General features: G+C 71.5%; 14 protein-coding genes and 1 tRNA gene. 4 read left to right on the top strand and 11 right to left on the bottom strand.

Annotation, left to right across the window (positions count from 1 at the left end; translation table 11 throughout):
- Window positions 1-96: 96 nt before the first annotated feature.
- The 5 genes from ACFRCG_RS33780 to hppD all read right to left on the bottom strand — a co-directional run bounded on the left by ACFRCG_RS33780 (window position 97) and on the right by hppD (window position 5,178).
- Window positions 97-561 carry a hypothetical protein gene (locus ACFRCG_RS33780; protein WP_380038562.1) on the bottom strand — a complete coding sequence of 155 codons (465 nt, stop codon included), beginning with the start codon at window positions 559-561 and terminating at the stop codon, window positions 97-99.
- A gap of 84 nt (window positions 562-645) precedes the next feature.
- Window positions 646-1,875, bottom strand: coding sequence for a fumarylacetoacetase (gene fahA, locus ACFRCG_RS33775; RefSeq protein ID WP_380038560.1), 1,230 nt, complete (start codon window positions 1,873-1,875; stop codon window positions 646-648).
- 43 nt (window positions 1,876-1,918) lie between these two features.
- Window positions 1,919-2,794 (bottom strand): hypothetical protein, encoded by an 876-nt coding sequence (locus ACFRCG_RS33770; RefSeq protein WP_380038558.1) that lies wholly within the window; start codon window positions 2,792-2,794, stop codon window positions 1,919-1,921.
- Window positions 2,791-3,993 (bottom strand): homogentisate 1,2-dioxygenase, encoded by a 1,203-nt coding sequence (locus tag ACFRCG_RS33765; RefSeq protein WP_380038556.1) that lies wholly within the window; start codon window positions 3,991-3,993, stop codon window positions 2,791-2,793. The genes ACFRCG_RS33770 and ACFRCG_RS33765 overlap by 4 nt, the downstream gene beginning before the upstream one ends.
- 105 nt (window positions 3,994-4,098) lie before the next feature.
- A complete protein-coding gene (gene hppD / locus ACFRCG_RS33760; RefSeq protein WP_379997334.1) occupies window positions 4,099-5,178 on the bottom strand; it encodes a 4-hydroxyphenylpyruvate dioxygenase in 1,080 nt (359 codons plus the stop codon).
- Between the two features lie 200 nt (window positions 5,179-5,378).
- On the opposite strand from hppD, the gene ACFRCG_RS33755 reads away from it, so the two are divergent.
- A complete protein-coding gene (locus tag ACFRCG_RS33755) occupies window positions 5,379-5,912 on the top strand; it encodes an Lrp/AsnC family transcriptional regulator (RefSeq protein WP_380038554.1) in 534 nt (177 codons plus the stop codon).
- A 138-nt stretch (window positions 5,913-6,050) separates the two neighbouring features.
- Complete coding sequence (locus ACFRCG_RS33750) at window positions 6,051-8,522, top strand: Tex family protein (protein ID WP_380038642.1); 2,472 nt, start codon at window positions 6,051-6,053, stop codon at window positions 8,520-8,522.
- Between the two features lie 126 nt (window positions 8,523-8,648).
- Here ACFRCG_RS33750 and ACFRCG_RS33745 read toward each other — a convergent pair whose 3' ends face one another.
- Both ACFRCG_RS33745 and ACFRCG_RS33740 read right to left on the bottom strand, forming a co-directional pair.
- Window positions 8,649-9,224, bottom strand: a complete 576-nt coding sequence (locus ACFRCG_RS33745; RefSeq protein WP_380038551.1) for a Clp protease N-terminal domain-containing protein — start codon at window positions 9,222-9,224, stop codon at window positions 8,649-8,651.
- Window positions 9,224-9,433, bottom strand: a complete 210-nt coding sequence (locus ACFRCG_RS33740; RefSeq protein WP_026218136.1) for a helix-turn-helix domain-containing protein — start codon at window positions 9,431-9,433, stop codon at window positions 9,224-9,226. Before ACFRCG_RS33740 ends, ACFRCG_RS33745 begins: the two co-directional genes overlap by 1 nt.
- A gap of 97 nt (window positions 9,434-9,530) precedes the next feature.
- Between ACFRCG_RS33740 and ACFRCG_RS33735 the strand changes: the two genes are divergently transcribed.
- Window positions 9,531-10,487 (top strand): NAD-dependent epimerase/dehydratase family protein, encoded by a 957-nt coding sequence (locus ACFRCG_RS33735; protein ID WP_380038549.1) that lies wholly within the window; start codon window positions 9,531-9,533, stop codon window positions 10,485-10,487.
- A 168-nt stretch (window positions 10,488-10,655) separates the two neighbouring features.
- Window positions 10,656-10,742: transfer RNA gene (locus ACFRCG_RS33730), tRNA-Leu, on the top strand.
- A 103-nt stretch (window positions 10,743-10,845) separates the two neighbouring features.
- Here the strand turns inward: ACFRCG_RS33730 and ACFRCG_RS33725 are convergent.
- The 4 genes from ACFRCG_RS33725 to ACFRCG_RS33710 all read right to left on the bottom strand — a co-directional run bounded on the left by ACFRCG_RS33725 (window position 10,846) and on the right by ACFRCG_RS33710 (window position 16,107).
- The gene (locus ACFRCG_RS33725) at window positions 10,846-11,292 is read right to left on the bottom strand and encodes a hypothetical protein (RefSeq protein ID WP_380038547.1); all 447 of its coding nucleotides are present in this window, start codon (window positions 11,290-11,292) and stop codon (window positions 10,846-10,848) included.
- A gap of 134 nt (window positions 11,293-11,426) precedes the next feature.
- Window positions 11,427-12,974, bottom strand: a complete 1,548-nt coding sequence (locus ACFRCG_RS33720; protein ID WP_380038545.1) for an MFS transporter — start codon at window positions 12,972-12,974, stop codon at window positions 11,427-11,429.
- A 179-nt stretch (window positions 12,975-13,153) separates the two neighbouring features.
- The gene (locus tag ACFRCG_RS33715) at window positions 13,154-14,485 is read right to left on the bottom strand and encodes a serine hydrolase domain-containing protein (protein WP_380038543.1); all 1,332 of its coding nucleotides are present in this window, start codon (window positions 14,483-14,485) and stop codon (window positions 13,154-13,156) included.
- Between the two features lie 113 nt (window positions 14,486-14,598).
- The gene (locus ACFRCG_RS33710; protein ID WP_380038541.1) at window positions 14,599-16,107 is read right to left on the bottom strand and encodes a histidine kinase; all 1,509 of its coding nucleotides are present in this window, start codon (window positions 16,105-16,107) and stop codon (window positions 14,599-14,601) included.
- Window positions 16,108-16,253 lie beyond the last annotated feature (146 nt).

The following is a 16,253-nucleotide window of genomic DNA, read 5'->3' as shown; positions in this document are numbered from 1 at the left end:
CGGTGGACAGGGGCTTGCGGCGGTAGGCGGGTCGACGGCCCTCCCGGCCCCGCACGGCGGCCCCCGGACCCTTCGTGGACCCGGGGGCGGCCTCGCTCAGACCCGGTTGCCCAGCAGGCCGTTCAGGACCGCGGCGCCCTGGGGCGCGTCGGAGACGGTGACCACGAACTCGCGTCCGGAGACGAGGGTGAGCGTCAGGGCCTCGCCGGAGCGCTGCACGACCCCGGTCGCGCTCGACTTGATCCGGTATCCCCAGCCGCCGAACTCGCGCAGCGCCCGGACCTCGCGGTGTCCGGCCCTGCGGATCTCGCCCAGCGGCACCCGCTTGCGCGGCCACGGCAGCAGCCCGAACTCGACGGTCAGCCCGCGTTGGTCGGCGTGCACCCGCACGACCGACAGGAACGCGCACAACACCGCGCCGCCCAAAAGCCCGACGCCCGAGCCGATGAAGCCATACATGACGCTGACCACGACGGAGGCCACCACGAAGGCCCCGGTCAGGCCCACCATGACGGGTGAAACGGAGGTTTTGCTCCAGGACGAGTGTACGAACGACGACATGGGACCCCTCTGTTGCCCGATACCGCTGCCCTTGCCGTCCCGACGATATGCCGGCTCCCGCAGGCCGCGGGAGCCCGCATCACGTCAACGCGCCGCCACGATCCGGCCGCTGACCTCGCCGAACCCGAGACGTGTGCCGTTCGGGCCGGGGGCGGTGGCGGTGATCGTGACCTCGTCGCCGTCCTCCAGATAGGTCCGGCTCGACCCGTCCGGGAGCTTGAGGGGGTTCTCGCCGTTCCAGGTGATCTCGATCAGCGCGCCGCGCTCGCCGACCTCGGGCCCGCTGACCGTGCCGGAGGCGAACAGGTCACCCGGGCGCAGCGAGGCGCCGTTGACGGTCATGTGCGCCAGCTGCTGCGCGGCGGTCCAGTACATCGACGCGAACGGCGGCCTGGAGATCACGTGTCCGTTGAGCCGGACCTCCATGCTCAGGTCGAGCCCCCACGGCTCGGCGGCGCGGTCGTCCAGGTAGGGCAGTGGCTCGACGTCGCGCGCGGGCGGTGCCACGCGCGCGGCGTCGAGTGCTTCGAGCGGCACGATCCAGGGCGACACCGAGGTGGCGAACGACTTGCCCAGGAACGGGCCCAGCGGGACGTACTCCCACGCCTGGATGTCGCGTGCGGACCAGTCGTTGAGCAGGCACACGCCGAACACGTGGTCGGCGAAGTCGCCGAGGCCGACCGGGGTGCCCAGCTCGGAGCCGGCGCCGACGACGAAGCCGACCTCGGCCTCGATGTCGAGCCGCCGGGTGGGCCCGAAGGACGGCACCGCGTCGGTCGGCGCCTTGCGCTGTCCGCTGGGGCGCACGATCGGGGTGTGCGAGACCACGACGGTGCCCGCGCGGCCGTGGTAGCCGATCGGCAGGTGCTTCCAGTTCGGGCTCAGCGGCTCGGTGCCGGGTCGAAAGATCCGGCCGAGGTTGCTCGCGTGGTGCTCGGAGGCGTAGAAGTCCACGTAGTCGGCCGGCTCGAAGGGCAGCCGCAGCACCACGTCCCGGCGCGGGATCAGGTGCGGTTCGACGCTCGCCCGCAGGCTCGGGTCGGTCAGCCAGGTGGTGATCGCGGCTCGTACGCCGCGCCAGGTCGCTCGCCCGGCGGCCATCAGCGCGGTCAGGCTCGGCGCGTCCAGCACGGCCGACACCTCGGCGCTCGCGTCGACCGCGTGCGCGGCGGCACCGGCGTCGAGCACGAAGTCGCCGATGGCCACCCCGACGCGCGGCCGGTCCGGCTCGTGGTCGGTGGTGAACACGCCGTAGGGCAGGTTGTCGATGCCGTAACCCGAGTCGGTCGGCAGCGGGACCCAGGTGCTGGGCATGAGGTGCGGCTCCTCGTGGGATCGGTCGCGGTGGTGCGGACGGTCAGTCCCGCCGGTGCGGGGGTTGGCCGAGCAGGCCGAGCGTGAGCGCGTCCTGGAGCGGCTCGGCGACGCTACAGGTTCCGTACGAGGTCAGGTAGCCGCGCAGGCGGGTGCGCTCGGGCACGGTGAGTCCGTGTGCCATGCGGGTGAGTTCGGCGCTGTCGCGGATGGCCAGCAGGTCCGCGAGCGCGTCCGGTTCGGCGCCGGCGACGGCGTGGTGGGTGGCGAGCATCAGGTTGAGGTAACCGTGGTGCTCGAAACCCGTGGTCGGGTCGGTGTGCCGCACGGCGTTGTGCAGCCCGGCCGTGACCTTGAACGGCATTTCGCGGACCCGGCACGCGTGTACGAACGCGGCCAGTTCGGCCTCGTTCGGGAACGCGTGCGCTGCGGTGCCGCCGGTGCGGAACTTGGGCCGCCCGTACGTGCCGGCGAGATTGTCCAGGTCTGCGTCGAGGCCCGCGCCTTTGAGGACCTCGACGTAGCCCGCCGTCATCTCCGGCAGGTGTTCGTGCAGCGCCGCGACCGCCTTGCCGATCTCGCCGTCGCCGGCGACCTCGATGCCCTCCAGGAGCAACCCGGGGGTGTCCAGGATGGTGCGTACCGCGGGCCCGACCGTGGCCGGCCCGCCGGGCGCCACGAGCACCACGCGCAGCGGCGCCTCGGGGTCGGCGAGCGCGATCAGGTCGGGCAGGTGCGCGACGCCGACCAGGAAGTGCCGGACGAAGTCGGCGAACCATTCGGTGCGGTAGACGCGGTGCGCGGGTACCGCCTCGGCCATCGGGGCGTTCCCGGGCGGGAACAGCGCCGCGTCGTCCCACAACCCGGCGAACAGCGGCACTTCGGGCCCTGCGGCGTCCGTGTTCGTGCCCGTGCTCATGTCCGCGGCGCCTTTGCGGCCCAGGTCCACGCGTAGGCCGGGTCCTCGCTCGCGAGGCCCCCCTCGCCGACGCCCAGGGGCCGGAACGTGTCCACCATGACCGCCAGTTCGTCGAAGAACTCGATGCCGATGCTGCGCTCGTAGGCGCCGGGCTGCGGCCCGTGCGCGTGTCCGCCCGGGTGCAGCGAGATCGACCCCTGGCCGATCCCGGAGCCCTTGCGGGCCTCGTAGTCGCCTCCGCAGTAGAACATGACCTCGTCCGAGTCCACGTTGGAGTGGTAGTACGGCACCGGGATCGACAGCGGGTGGTAGTCCACCTTGCGCGGCACGAAGTTGCAGATCACGAACCCCTGGCCCTCGAACACCTGGTGCGCGGGCGGCGGTTGGTGGATCCGGCCGGTGATCGGCTCGAAGTCGGAGATGTTGAACACGTACGGGTACAGGCACCCGTCCCAGCCCACCACGTCGAACGGGTGGGTGGGGTACACGTAGCGGGTGCCGGCGATCTCACCGCCCAGGCCGCGATGCTTGACCAGTACCTCGACGTCGGTGCCCTCGGCCAGGAGCGGCTGTACGGGCCCGCACAGGTCGCGCTCGCAGAACGGCGCGTGCTCCAGGAGCTGGCCGAACCGGGAGAGGTAGCGCTTGGCGGGCGCGATGTGCGAGTTGGCCTCGATGCAGTACGCGCGCAGCGGCTCGTCGCCGCTCGGCACCCACCGGTGGGTGGTGGCGCGCGGCAGGATCACGTAGTCGCCGGGGCCGACGGTCAGCGCGCCGAAGACGGTCTCCACCGTGCCCGAGCCCGACTCGACGTAGACGCACTCGTCGCCGAGCGCGTTGCGGTACAGCGGGGAGGTGCTGCCGGCGACCACGTAGGAGATCCGCACGTCGGCGTTGCCGAGTACGAGCCGGCGGCCGGTGACCGCGTCGACGGCCTTCCACTCGTTGTCCGCGAACAGGTCGTGCAGCTTGAGGTGGCGCGGCTTGAGCGGGTGGTTGGCGGTGACCGTCTGGTCCGGGACCTCCCACACGGTCGCGTCGGCGATGGCCGAGGGGATCGCGCGGTGGTAGAGCAGCGAGGAGTCGGACGTGAAGCCCTCCTCGCCCATCAGCTCCTCGTAGTACAAGCCGCCGTCCGGGCGGCGGTGCTGGGTGTGCCGCTTGGGCGGCACCTCGCCCACGCTGCGGTAGTACGCCATGACTGCCCGACTCCTCCGTCCGCTCCCGCGCCCTGTGCGCGGCGCCGCCGTCCCGCCCGTGTATCGGTCCGCCCGGCCGTGCCGGCCGGGCGGACGCGTCGCGGCCTAGAGGTTGCCGCGGCGCTCCTGCTCGCGCTCGATCGCCTCGAACAGCGCCTTGAAGTTCCCCTTGCCGAAGCCGAGCGAACCGTGCCGCTCGATCAGCTCGAAGAACACGGTGGGCCGGTCCTGGACGGGCTTGGTGAAGATCTGGAGCAGGTAGCCGTCCTCGTCGCGGTCGACCAGGATCTTGAGTTCGCGCAGCGTCTCGACCGGTACCCGGGTCTCGCCGGCCCACTCCCCCAGGGTGTCGTAGTAGCTGTCCGGGGTGGACAGGAACTCGACGCCCATCTCGCTCATCGCCCGCACCGAGGCAACGATGTCGTTGGTGGCGAGGGCGATGTGCTGTACGCCGGGGCCGCCGTAGAACTCGAGGTATTCGTCGATCTGCGACTTCTTGCGGCTGATCGCGGGCTCGTTGAGCGGGAACTTCACCCGGTGGTTGCCGCTGGTGACGACCTTGGACATGAGCGCGGAGTATTCGGTGGCGATGTCGTCGCCGATGAACTCCTTCATGTTGGTGAAGCCCATGACGCGGTTGTAGAAGGACACCCACTCGTCCATCTTGCCCAGCTCGACGTTGCCCACGCAGTGGTCGATGGCCTGGAAGTAGCGCTTGGGGTGCGCGGCGGGCTTGCCGCGGAACAGCGGCTCGGCGGCGACGAAGCCGGGCAGGAACGGGCCCTTGTAGGCGGAGCGGTCCACCAGCGTGTGCCGGGTCTGGCCGTAGGTGGCCAGGACCGCGCTGCGCACGGTGCCGTGCTCGTCGCTGTCGTCGTGCGGCTCGACCAGGACGGTGGCGCCGTGCTCGCGGGCGTAGGCGATCGCCTTGTCCACGTCCGGGACCTCGATGGCCAGGTCGGCGACGCCGTCGCCGTGGGCGTGGGTCGCGGCGCCGATCTCGGTGCCGGCGTGTACCTCGCCGGTGATCACGAAGCGGGCCTTGCCGGAGACGAGGACGTACTCGGCGGCGTCGCGGGAGCCGGTCTCGGGACCGCGGTAGGCGACGCAGGTCATCCCGAACGCGGTGGAGTAGTAGTGCGCGGCCTGTTTGGCGTTGCCCACGAAGAACCGGACGTGGTCCATCGCGATGACGGGGAAGGGGTCGCCCGCCGGGTCGTGCTCGACGGCGCCGACGAGGACGTCGGTGTCTTCCAGGGTGTTGAAGGTGCTCATGACGGGCGATCCCCTCGGAAAGGAACGGATGCCGGAAGTACACTTCCGCTGGCAACATCTGACAACATCTTGGCCGGGAGCTATACAGATTGCTTAGTTAAGAGAGCCATATGCGAGACGATCTTCAGGATTCGCGCATCACACTGGACGAGTTGGACGTACGTCTCATTCGGGCGGGCCGGCAACATCCGCGCGCCGGCATGCTGGAGCTGTCCCGGTTGATCGGGGTCTCCCGCGCCACCGTCCAGGCCCGGCTGGACCGGATGGAGGCGGCCGGGGTGATCACCGGCTACGGCCCCGAGGTGGATCTGGTCGCCGCCGGATACCCGGTCCTGGCCTTCGTCACACTGGAGATCGCCCAGGGCGGCCTGTCGGGCGTGGCCACCGCGCTGGGCGCGGTCCCCCAGGTGCTGGAGGCGTACGGCACCACCGGCATCGGCGACGTGCACTGCCGCATCGCCGCCACGTCGAATCAGGACCTGCAACAGATCCTGATCGACGTCAACCGCATCCCCGAGGTGGTCCGCACCACGAGCGTCATCGCCCTGTCGGAGGTGGTCCCCATGCGCACCCTCCCCTTGCTCGAAGCCCAAAACCGCCCCCGCCCCAGCCGGGTCCCGGCCTTCCGCGACCACTCGGCGTAACGGGCGATCGGCGGGCGGGATCAGCCGCCGGAACGTGAGGACGGCCTCGCGTTCCCGGTGGGGCTGCGCGACAGGGGGGTGGGTGGGACGGGAGAATGGCGGGGGATGGTTGGTGATGATGTGGATCGGGACGTGACGATGTCGGTGTCTGGGCAGCAGGGTTCGGAGCAGGGTGCGCAGGAGGATGTGCATCGGCTGATCGCCGAGGAGCTCGGGGTTCGGGAGGGGCAGGTCAGGGCGGCCGTCGAGTTGCTCGACGGGGGTGCGACCGTGCCGTTCATCGCCCGCTACCGCAAGGAGGTGACCGGGACCCTGGACGACACGCAGTTGCGCACGCTGGAGGAACGGCTGCGCTACCTGCGGGAGTTGGCCGAGCGTCGGGTCGCCGTGCTCGCCGCGATCGAGGCGCAGGGCAAGTTGGACGACGCGCTGCGGGCGCAGATCATGGCGGCCGATTCGAAGGCCCGCCTCGAGGACGTCTACCTCCCGTACAAGACCAAGCGTCGGACCAAGGCGCAGATCGCCCGCGAGGCCGGCCTCGAACCGCTGGCGCTCGGGCTGCTGGGCGACCCGTCGCGCGATCCGGTCGCCGCGGCCGGGGCGTTCGTCGACCCGGACAAGGGTGTCGCCGACGCGCAGGCGGCGTTGGAGGGTGCCCGCGCGATCCTGGTCGAGCGCTTCGCCGAGAACGCCGACCTGATCGGCGCGCTGCGCGAGAAGATGTGGACGCGCGGGCGCGTGGTGGCCAAGGTGCGCGAGGGCAAGGAGGAGGCGGGCGCCAAGTTCGCCGACTACTTCGACTTCGCCGAGCCGTTCACCCGGCTGCCGTCGCACCGGATCCTGGCGATGTTCCGGGGCGAGAAGGAGGACGTCCTCGACCTGACGCTGGCCCCCACCGCGGACGCGGCCGAGGAGGGTGACGGTCCGACCGAGTACGAGCGGGCGATCGCGCACGCCTTCGGGATCACCAACCGCGACCGCCCCGCCGACAAGTGGCTCGCGGACACCGTGCGCTGGGCGTGGCGCACCCGGATCCTGGTGCACCTGGGCATCGACCTGCGCGGTCGGCTGCGCCAGGAGGCCGAGGACGAGGCGGTCCGGGTGTTCGCCGCCAACCTGCGCGACCTGCTGCTGGCGGCGCCGGCCGGCACCCGCGCCACGATGGGCCTCGACCCGGGCCTGCGTACCGGGGTCAAGGTCGCGGTGACCGACGACACCGGCAAGGTGGTGGCGACCGAGACGATCCATCCGCACGAGCCGCGCCGCCGCTGGGACGAGTCGATCGCCACGCTCGCGCGCCTCGCCGCCGCCCACCGGGTGGACCTGATCGCGATCGGCAACGGCACCGCCTCGCGCGAGACCGACAAGCTGGCCGCCGAACTGATCGCCAAGCACCCCGAGTTGGGCCTGACCAAGGTGATGGTCTCCGAGGCCGGCGCCTCGGTATACAGCGCCTCGGCCTTCGCCTCGCAGGAACTCCCGGATCTGGACGTGTCGTTGCGCGGCGCGGTGTCGATCGCCCGGCGGCTCCAGGACCCGCTGGCCGAGTTGGTCAAGATCGACCCCAAGTCGATCGGCGTGGGCCAGTACCAACACGACCTGTCCGAGCTGAAGTTGTCGAGGTCGCTCGACGCGGTGGTCGAGGACTGCGTGAACGCGGTCGGCGTGGACGTCAACACCGCCTCCGCACCGCTGCTGACCCGGGTGTCCGGGATCGGCGCGACGCTGGCCGAGAACATCGTGCAACACCGGGACGCGAACGGTCCGTTCAAGACCCGCCGCGACCTGAGGAACGTGGCGCGGCTCGGCCCGAAGGCGTTCGAGCAGGCGGCCGGCTTCCTGCGGATCCCGGCCGGCGACGACCCGTTGGACGCCTCCTCGGTGCACCCCGAGGCCTATCCGGTGGTGCGCCGCATCGCGGCGGCGGCCGGTGGCGACGTCCGCACCCTGATCGGCGCGGCGCCGAAGTTGCGCGCGCTGGACCCGAAGGCGTTCACCGACGAGAAGTTCGGGCTGCCGACGGTCACCGACATCCTGCGCGAGTTGGAGAAGCCGGGGCGCGACCCGCGACCGGCGTTCAAGACGGCCACCTTCAAGGAGGGCGTCGAGAAGTTGTCCGACCTGCGGCCGGGGATGCTCCTGGAGGGCGTGGTCACGAACGTGGCCGCGTTCGGCGCGTTCGTGGACGTCGGCGTGCATCAGGACGGCCTGGTGCACGTGTCGGCGATGTCGAAGACCTTCGTGAGCGACCCGCACGACGTGGTCAAGTCGGGGGACGTGGTGCGGGTCAAGGTGCTCGACGTGGACATCCCGCGCAAGCGCATCTCGTTGACGCTGCGGCTGGAGGACGAGGCGGCCGAGCGCGGGGGGCGCGACGGGCGGTCCGGGGAGGGGCGGTCCGGGGACGGGCGCCAGGGTGGTTCGCGGCAGGGGCAGGGGGGTTCGCGGCCGGGCCAGGGTCAGGGCGGCTCCCGGCAAGGGCAGGGCGGTGGAGCCGGCGGCGGCCAGGGGCGCCGAGGCGCGCCGCCGAAGCAGAGCCGGGGGTCGCAGTCGCCCGCCGGCGGCGGCGCCATCGCGGACGCGCTGCGGCGGGCCGGACTGGTCAAGTAGGCGCGGTTGTTCGACTGATCGTGCGTGCGCGCCGGGTGGGCCTTCGGGTCTGCCCGGCGCGCACGCGGTTCGTCGGCCCCACGCCCGCGCGCACGTGCCCCGCACCGCGTACGGGCACGCCGGGCGTCAACCCGCCCGGGCCGCCGGCGGCGCCAGCGCCCGCAGTACCGACACGCGGGTCACCCCGTATTCGGCGAGCAGGTCGGCCACCACGCCCGGGCCGGACGTGAGCGCGAGCAGCACGTGCTCGTCGCCGATGTGCTTGTCCCCGCGCTCCAGCGCCTCCCGCAGCGACTTCTCCAGCACCCGCTTGGCCCCCTCCGTGAACGGCCCCGGTGCCGAGCGACCGCCGAACGGCCACACCCTCCGGCGTCGCGGCGCCATCGCCAACGCGCCCTCGCCGTGCACCTGTTCGATCCTGGCCACGATCTCGTCCACGTCGATCCCGAGGTCGGCGAGCGCGGCCTGGTCGGCGGACGACACCCCGCCGCGCCGGCGCGCCCGGGTCAGCGCCTCCATCACCTCGTCGCGATGGGCGACGAATCCGATCGTCGCCAGCGCGACGGCCGCCGGCGTACCCTGCCCGTCCAGCAACGCCGCGAGCATGTGCTCCTCCCCCACCTCGCCGGCCTCGGCCCGTCGCGCGTGCTCGCCCGCGCCGCGCACGACGGCGCGGGCATCGTCGGTGAACCTCTCGAACATCAGTTCCTCCCATGCTTCTTGTGCACCGCCTGACGGCTTACTCCCAGCTCGGCGGCGATCTCCTGCCACGACCAGCCCTGCACGCGCGCGCTGCGCACCTGCACGGCCTCGAGCTGTTCGAGCAGCCGCCGCAGCGCGGCCACGGCCCGCAGGCCCACGCGCGGATCACGGTCCCCCGCCCTACTGGCGAGGTCGGTTGCTTCGGTCATGTCTGTCAACGTACGTTGACACGCACGGCGTGTCAATCACAGTTGACACGCGAATATTCGGCACACGACGTCGCCCGAGCCGATACCGTCGCCGACCATGCGCATTCTTGTATTGGGCGGCACCGCGTTCGTGGGTCGGGCGATCGTCGAGGACGCACTGCGCGAGGGCGCCGACGTGACCGTGTTCGGGCGGGGGCGAACCGGATCGCACCTGTTCCCGGACCTGCCCCGGCTGATCGGCGACCGCGACACCGGCGACTACGCGGCGCTGCGCGAGGGCGAATGGGACGCGGTGGTCGACGTCAGCGGCTACGTCCCGCGCCATGTCAACCAGGCGATGGACGCGCTCGGCGACCGGGTCGGCCGCTACCTGTTCGTCTCCAGCCACGCCGTATACGTACAGACCGGAGTCGACCCCGGTTCGGACGAGGACACCCCGCGCCGGCCGCCCCGCCGCGACACCGAGGAACTCGACAACGACACGTACGGCCCGTGCAAGGTCGCCTGCGAGGACGACGTCCTGGCCCGGTACGGCGACCGCGCCACGATCGTGCGCCCCGGCAAGGTCGTCGGCCCCCACGATGTCCAGGAGACCTTCACCTACTGGGTCCGCCGAGCCGCCCGGGGCGGCCGAGTGGCCGTCCCAGGCGGCCCCGACCAGCCGGTACAGGTGGTCGACTCCCGGGACCTTGCCCACCTGGTCACCCGCCTGCTGACCGACAACCGCCCGGGCGCCTTCCACGCCGTCGGCCCGGCCGAGCCCACCACGCTGGGCACCCTGATCGAAACCTGCGCCGAGGCGGCCGGCACCGACATCGAACTCGTCCCGATCCCCATGGACGCGGTCCCGGCACACTTTCCCCTGGTCACGCCGAAAGCCCAATGGCCCACCCGCCAACGCAGCGCCGCCCGAGCCCGCGCCGCCGGCATGCCCGCCACCCCCCTCCCGGTCACGGTGGCCGACGTCCGCGCCTGGGACCTCCAACGCGGCGAACCCCCTTTGTCACACGGCCTGTCGGCGCGGGAGGAGGCCGATCTGCTCGCCGGCGCGTAGCCCGAGGGACCGAGCGGCCCGATCCCGCCCCCACGACGCACGATGGCGAACCCGCCCCGCCCGACCCCCAAGTCCCAGGTCAGCCCCACATCCGCCCCCGTCCGACCCCCCTGCGGATCTTTGATATGGTTCTCCACGTCGCCGCGCAAACCACAGGGCGACCATCCGGTCCGGGTGGCGGAATTGGCAGACGCGCTAGCTTGAGGTGCTAGTGCCCGAAAGGGCTTGGGGGTTCAAGTCCCCCCTCGGACACCACGAGAGACCCCTGTCGATCAGGGGTTTTTCTGCTTTCCACTCCATGGCGTGACCAACCGGGCCGAGACTTCTCGGGTCGGTACGCCGACCCGGGACCGGTCGGTCAGGGTTGTGTCGGCGGTTCGTCGCCGGAGGGGGGCGGGGTTTGGGCGTGGAAGGTTACGGCGGAGAAGTTGTGGCCCTGGAGGACCGGGCCGTGTTGGGTGCCGCCGGTGATGGTGTTGGTCACCTGGGTGGTGGTGGGCGTCCCGGTCAGTGGGGTCAGTTCGTCGAGCAGCGCTCGTAGGTCGGCCGCCGCCGTCGGGTCGGATTGGAGGGCTCGGCGCAGGCGGGTTCGCCATTCGGCTTCGATGTCGGCCGCCACGATGTCGTTGCCCTGTGCCCGGGCCGTGGTCAACTCGCCCTGGGCTGCGTCGAGTTGTTGTTCCGTGGTGGATGGTTCGGAGCCGGTTCGGGAGAAGAAGGCGGCCAGCCGGCTGCGGGCCTGGGTCCAGGATTCGGAGACCATCAGGCCCACCATCGTGGTGGCTCCGGATGCTGCCAGCGTCATCAGTTCCGCTTCCATCGGGCCCCCGTCGTCGTTGCCGCAACGAACTCCGTGTTCCGCTCTTGGTGAGCCGCCGTGTACGCATTGTCGCGCACCGGCGGGCCGGTGGGCGGCCGGTCGGGCGAATACGTCGTCGGTCAGCCGGCGGGGGGTTGGCCGGAGCCCTGGAGGCGTTCCAGGTCGGAGGCGCGGACCTGGATGACGAACAGGGCGATCACCGCGGCGACCACCGCGAAGATCGCGGCCACGATGAACGCCGAGGAGACGCCGCTCGTGAGCACCTGGTCGCTCCACGGCGCGGGCAACACACCGGTGCGGTCGAACTCGGCCCGCTGCGTCGGGGTGGCCTGGGCGAGGAAGGCGGGGACCTGGTCCTTGGCCTCATTGCGGGTGGCCGTGCCGAAGACGGTGACCAGGATCGACAAGCCGAGCGAGCCACCGACCTGCTGCATCGCGTTGAGCAGCCCGGAAGCCGCGCCGGAGTCGCGCGCCCGCACGCCGGAGACCGCCATCAGCGTCAGGGACACGAACTGCATGCCCATGCCCACGCCGAACACCAGCGTCGGCCCGAGGATGCTGCCCAGATACGTGCTGTGCACATCGGTGCGGGTGAGCCAGCCCAGCCCCGCCGCCGCGAGCAGCGCGCCGACGACCATGAACGGCTTGGGCCCGTAGCGCGGCAGCAGCTGCGAGGCGAATCCCGCGCCGACCGCGATCACCGCGCTGATCGGCAGGAACGCGAGCCCGGTCCGGAGCGGGCTGAAGCCCAGCACGTCCTGGACCCACAGGGTCAGGAAGAAGAACATCCCGAAGATCGCCGCCGCCAGGCACAACATGATGCCGTACGTACCGGCCCGGTTACGGTCGGCGAACATCTTCAACGGGGTGATCGGCTGCCGCGAGTTGCGCTCGATCGAGATGAAGAGCGCGAGCAGCACCACGGCCGCCGCGAACGCGCCCAGGGTGAACGCGTCGCGCCACCCCTCCTGCGCGGCCCGGATGAAGCCGTACACGAGCGAGGTGATGCCCAGCGTGGAGGTGAGCGCGCCGAGCAGGTCGAAGTGCCCCGGATGGCGCTCGGATTCGCGGATGTAGCGCGGCGTGGCCAGCGCCAGCAGCACCCCGATCGGCACGTTGACGAAGAACACCCACCGCCAGTTCAGCCACTCGACCAGGACCCCGCCCGCGAGCAGCCCGATCGCGCCACCACCGGCGGACACCGCCGCGAACACCCCGAACGCCCGGTTGCGGGCCGGGCCTTCGGGAAACGTGGTGGTGATCAGGGCGAGCGCGGTCGGCGACGCGATCGCGCCGCCGACGCCCTGGAGCGCGCGGGCGGCGAGCAACTCCGGCGCGCTTTGCGCGAGTCCGCCGAGCAGCGAGGCGAGCGCGAACAACAACACGCCGAAGATGAACACCCGGCGCCTGCCCAGGATGTCGCCCGCGCGCCCACCGAGCAGCAGCAGCCCGCCGAAGGTCAGCGTGTACGCGTTGAGCACCCAGGACAGGCCGGTGGTGGAGAAGTCCAACGACCGCTGGATGTGCGGCAGGGCGATGTTCACGATGGTGATGTCCAGGACCACCATCAACTGACAGGAGGCGATCACCGCGAGCGCCGCGCCGTTGCCGCCGCTTCGCTTCGGTGCGGCGGCGGTCTGCGAGGGTGTCGCGTTCGGATGCGCCATGGTGTGTCCTGCGAGGCGATGGGCTTGCCGGTCGAGGCGTCGAGGCGTCGAGGCGACGCCCGCCTGCGGTGCGGGCCGTACGGAACGGACCCACTCGTTCGACCGTAAACCCGCACCGGCCGGCCCACCACCGGGCACCGCGCGGGGTCGGGGTGGCGAACCCGCGCGGTGGACTGGGGTCAGGACGTCCTGGGGGTGGCGCGCACGCCCATGTGGAGGTACTGGCTGCCGTCGGCGAGACGGTAGAAGACCACGTTGTCCCACAACGTGGCGCCCTCGCGCTGCCCGACGAACGTGGTCTCGTCGACCGGGGTGAGCGTCAATTGCATGTCCGGCGAGATGTCGGCCAGCTCGCCGGTGGTCTGGAGGAGCATGTGCAGCCGACCGTCCCGGACCGAGACGGTGGTGCGGTTGCCCACCCGCTCGTAGACGCCGGCGTACTGCTCGACGTCCACCTCGACCGGGGTCTGCGGCGGGCCCAGCTGCGGCGACATGGTGATGCCGGCCAGCGTGGCGAACAGCTCGCCGCCGAGCGCGCGTACCAGTGCCGAGGTGTCGCCGCCGTTGGCCAGCACACACACCACGGTGCCGGTGTCCGGCACCACCCACAACATCGCCGACTGGCCGATGGTGTTGCCCGCGTGCATGATCACCCGGTGGCCGGACCACTCGTCGAGGATCCACCCGATCCCCCACTGCGGCGCGAGCGTGTACGGGTTCGGCAGGTCCACCTGCGGCTCGGTCATCCCCGTCGGCTCGGCCAGCAGCTCGGTACCCAGGTGCGCGCGACCGAAGGCCACCACGTCGCTCGCCCGCGCGCAGATCAGGCCGGCCGGCCCCATCGCCCGCGGCAGACCCCACACGGAGGTCGCCTTGCCGTCCTCCACGTGCCCCGTCGCCGCGCTGAAGCGCAGCACGTCCTCGGGCAGCGTCCAGGTGTGGGTCAGGCCCAGGGGCTCGCAGATCTGCTCGCGCAGCGCCGCGTCCCAGGTCTTGCCGGTCAGCCGCTCGACGATCCGGCCGGCGATCACGAAGCCCGTGTTGCAGTAGGAGAAGCTCTCCCCGATCGGGTGGTTCTGGGTCAGGTCCGCGCAGGCCGCGACGTACTTTTCCAGACAGTCGTCGCCGCGCCCGGTGTCCAGGAACAGGTCGCCGTCTATGCCGGAGGTGTGCGTCAGCAGCTGCCGCACCGTCACCGACTTCGTCACCTCGGCGTCGGCGACCTTGAACTCGGGCAGCAGGTCGACGACCGGGGTGTCCAGGGTGAGCCGGCCCTGCTCGGCGAGGAGCATCAGCTGGGTGGCGGTCCAGACCTTGCTCACCGAGCCGATCTGGAACAGCGAGTCGACCGAGACGGGCGTACCGGTGTCCCGGTTGAGCACACCGGCGGCGAAGCTGTGCACCTCGCCGCCGTGCCAGAACGCGAGGCTCGCACCCGGCACGTCGTATTCGGCGATCAACTCGGCGAGGCGGGCGTTCCAATGCGCGGTGTCGACGACGGTTCCGGTCATGGGGCCTTCTTTCACGGGAGTCCGGAGGCGTACGGGCACGCTACGCGGACGACGGCCCGCTGCTGATGGCCGCGACGACGAACCCGAGCGCCGGTGTTCGTGCGAACGCACAATCAGCGGTCGCGATCGCCCTGCCCCGCCCGAACCAGGCCGGATTCGTACGCCACGACCACCGCCTGGGCCCGGTCCCGCACGTCGAGCTTGGTCAGCAGGTCCGCCTCCCGCCGCTCCAGACCGGCCGGCTCCACCCGAATCGCCGCGGCGATCTCGCGGTCGGCCTTGCCGGTCGCGAACAGGCGCAGCAGCGCCAGCTCGGCCGGACCGAGCCGGGCCAGCCGATCGGGCTCGGACGCGGGGCCGACACCCGCCGGCGGCGTCGGCGCGGGCGCCGGCTCCTCCCCCGCCAACGGCAACACCGCCGCGACCCGGAACCCGCCGTCGGCCACCCGCCCCGCCTCGAACGACCCGCCGTGCACCGCCACCCGCTCACGCATCCCGACCAGCCCGTGCCCACCACCGGTCATCGCATGGTCGCCGACGACCACCTCGCCACCCCCGTCGTCGCGGATCTCCACGGCGACCGCCCCCGGCAGGTATTCCAGCCGCACCGTCGCCGTCGCCCCGTCCCCCGCGTGCTTGCGGGCGTTGGTCAGCGCCTCCTGGGTGATCCGGTACACCGCCAGCCCCACCGGCAGCGGCAACGCGCGCGGCGCGCCCAGCACGCGCAGCTCGGTGGGCAGCCCGGCCAGGCAGGATTCGGCGATCAGCCGGGCCAGGTCGTCCACGCCGGGCTGCGGGGCCACCGAGGCCGCCTGGTCCGGGTCGTGGTCGCTGCGCAGTACACCGAGCAACTGCCGCATCTCGCCGAGCGCGACCCGGCCGGACGCCTCCAGGGTGAGCAGCGCGGCGCGGGCCGCCTCCGGGTCGCGGTCCAGGCTGGCCCGGGCACCGCCGGACATCAGGTGCATCGTGGTGATGTGGTGCGCCACGATGTCGTGCAGTTCGCGGGCGATCCGGCGGCGCTCGTCGGACAGTGCCCGGTCGGCCAGCAGCACGCGGTTGACCTCGATCTGCCCCTGCCAGTTCCGTACCGCCACGCTGACCCCGATCACGAGCAGGACCGCCACGAAGTCGCCGCTGAACAGCCAGAGGAAGGACTGCGAGGCGTTGGGATATCCCGTCGCCTGGGCCGCCAGCGTGGCCAGCGCCGCGAGCGCCACCGTCCGGGCCCGACCGGCCAGGCCGACCGTGTACAACGCCACGGCCAGCGCGATACCGAAACGTTGCGGCATCGCCAGGAGCAGGTTGAGCACCACCACCAGGGTCAGCACGAACGACAACACGCCGATCGGCGACCGACGGCGCGCGAGCAGGCTCGCGGCCGACACGAGCATGAACAGCGTGCCGACGACCCGCTCTCCCGGTCCGGCGGAGGGAAGGGTGATGAAGAACCCGAAGGTGTCCACGGCCGCCGCCACCAGGCAGATCACGAGGTCGGCCCGGGTGACGCCGAGGAATGCCCACCGGCCGGGGGGCGCCCCCGGGGTCGACGTCGTGCCTGCGAGGTCACGCCCGGTGACGGCCCTGCCGAGCGCGGCCCAGGACTCGGGGCCGAAGCCCATCCGGGGTCTCCTTCCATGGGGAACGGCGTGCCAGTATTCCATCGTGGCGGAATAGGCACGAATCGCCGCAATAGACACCCACTGGGTGCGGCGCGCGGTTCCTCATGTTTATTAAATCTTCGGCCGGGTCCCGAGGTTTTAGGGTG

It is taken from the genome of Embleya sp. NPDC056575 (genome assembly GCF_042793325.1).
In the GTDB taxonomy this organism is placed as follows: domain Bacteria; phylum Actinomycetota; class Actinomycetes; order Streptomycetales; family Streptomycetaceae; genus Embleya.
This window is presented reverse-complemented; position numbering and strand designations above follow the sequence as displayed.

What these genes read in the sequence shown, in the direction of transcription:
- ACFRCG_RS33735 (WP_380038549.1), top strand. Translation starts at nt 9,531, where the DNA reads ATGCGCATTCTTGTATTGGGCGGCACCGCGTTCGTGGGTCGGGCGATC.
- ACFRCG_RS33725 (WP_380038547.1), bottom strand. Translation starts at nt 11,292, where the DNA reads ATGACGCTGGCAGCATCCGGAGCCACCACGATGGTGGGCCTGATGGTC.
- ACFRCG_RS33770 (WP_380038558.1), bottom strand. Translation starts at nt 2,794, where the DNA reads ATGAGCACGGGCACGAACACGGACGCCGCAGGGCCCGAAGTGCCGCTG.
- ACFRCG_RS33740 (WP_026218136.1), bottom strand. Translation starts at nt 9,433, where the DNA reads ATGACCGAAGCAACCGACCTCGCCAGTAGGGCGGGGGACCGTGATCCG.
- hppD (WP_379997334.1), bottom strand. Translation starts at nt 5,178, where the DNA reads ATGGACCACGTCCGGTTCTTCGTGGGCAACGCCAAACAGGCCGCGCAC.
- ACFRCG_RS33750 (WP_380038642.1), top strand. Translation starts at nt 6,051, where the DNA reads ATGTCGGTGTCTGGGCAGCAGGGTTCGGAGCAGGGTGCGCAGGAGGAT.
- ACFRCG_RS33745 (WP_380038551.1), bottom strand. Translation starts at nt 9,224, where the DNA reads ATGTTCGAGAGGTTCACCGACGATGCCCGCGCCGTCGTGCGCGGCGCG.
- ACFRCG_RS33765 (WP_380038556.1), bottom strand. Translation starts at nt 3,993, where the DNA reads ATGGCGTACTACCGCAGCGTGGGCGAGGTGCCGCCCAAGCGGCACACC.
- fahA (WP_380038560.1), bottom strand. Translation starts at nt 1,875, where the DNA reads ATGCCCAGCACCTGGGTCCCGCTGCCGACCGACTCGGGTTACGGCATC.
- ACFRCG_RS33780 (WP_380038562.1), bottom strand. Translation starts at nt 561, where the DNA reads ATGTCGTCGTTCGTACACTCGTCCTGGAGCAAAACCTCCGTTTCACCC.
- ACFRCG_RS33720 (WP_380038545.1), bottom strand. Translation starts at nt 12,974, where the DNA reads ATGGCGCATCCGAACGCGACACCCTCGCAGACCGCCGCCGCACCGAAG.
- ACFRCG_RS33755 (WP_380038554.1), top strand. Translation starts at nt 5,379, where the DNA reads ATGCGAGACGATCTTCAGGATTCGCGCATCACACTGGACGAGTTGGAC.
- ACFRCG_RS33715 (WP_380038543.1), bottom strand. Translation starts at nt 14,485, where the DNA reads ATGACCGGAACCGTCGTCGACACCGCGCATTGGAACGCCCGCCTCGCC.
- ACFRCG_RS33710 (WP_380038541.1), bottom strand. Translation starts at nt 16,107, where the DNA reads ATGGGCTTCGGCCCCGAGTCCTGGGCCGCGCTCGGCAGGGCCGTCACC.